The organism is Erwinia psychrophila (assembly GCF_039023475.1).
Lineage (GTDB): Bacteria > Pseudomonadota > Gammaproteobacteria > Enterobacterales > Enterobacteriaceae > Erwinia.
Window position 1 is genome coordinate 1 of the sequence record NZ_JBCHVB010000031.1, and the last position, 616, is coordinate 616.

At 54.9% G+C, this 616-nt stretch carries 1 rRNA gene; it reads right to left on the bottom strand.

The features are described from left to right. A 16S ribosomal RNA gene (locus tag AAH446_RS19685) occupies nt 1–616 on the bottom strand; the annotation flags it as partial.

Here is a 616-nt window from a genome sequence, read left to right on the forward strand (position 1 = left end):
AGGTTAAGCTACCTACTTCTTTTGCAACCCACTCCCATGGTGTGACGGGCGGTGTGTACAAGGCCCGGGAACGTATTCACCGTGGCATTCTGATCCACGATTACTAGCGATTCCGACTTCACGGAGTCGAGTTGCAGACTCCGATCCGGACTACGACGCACTTTATGAGGTCCGCTTGCTCTCGCGAGGTCGCTTCTCTTTGTATGCGCCATTGTAGCACGTGTGTAGCCCTACTCGTAAGGGCCATGATGACTTGACGTCATCCCCACCTTCCTCCGGTTTATCACCGGCAGTCTCCTTTGAGTTCCCGACCGAATCGCTGGCAACAAAGGATAAGGGTTGCGCTCGTTGCGGGACTTAACCCAACATTTCACAACACGAGCTGACGACAGCCATGCAGCACCTGTCTCACGGTTCCCGAAGGCACCAAGCCATCTCTGGCAAGTTCCGTGGATGTCAAGAGTAGGTAAGGTTCTTCGCGTTGCATCGAATTAAACCACATGCTCCACCGCTTGTGCGGGCCCCCGTCAATTCATTTGAGTTTTAACCTTGCGGCCGTACTCCCCAGGCGGTCGACTTAACGCGTTAGCTCCGGAAGCCACGCCTCAAGGGCACA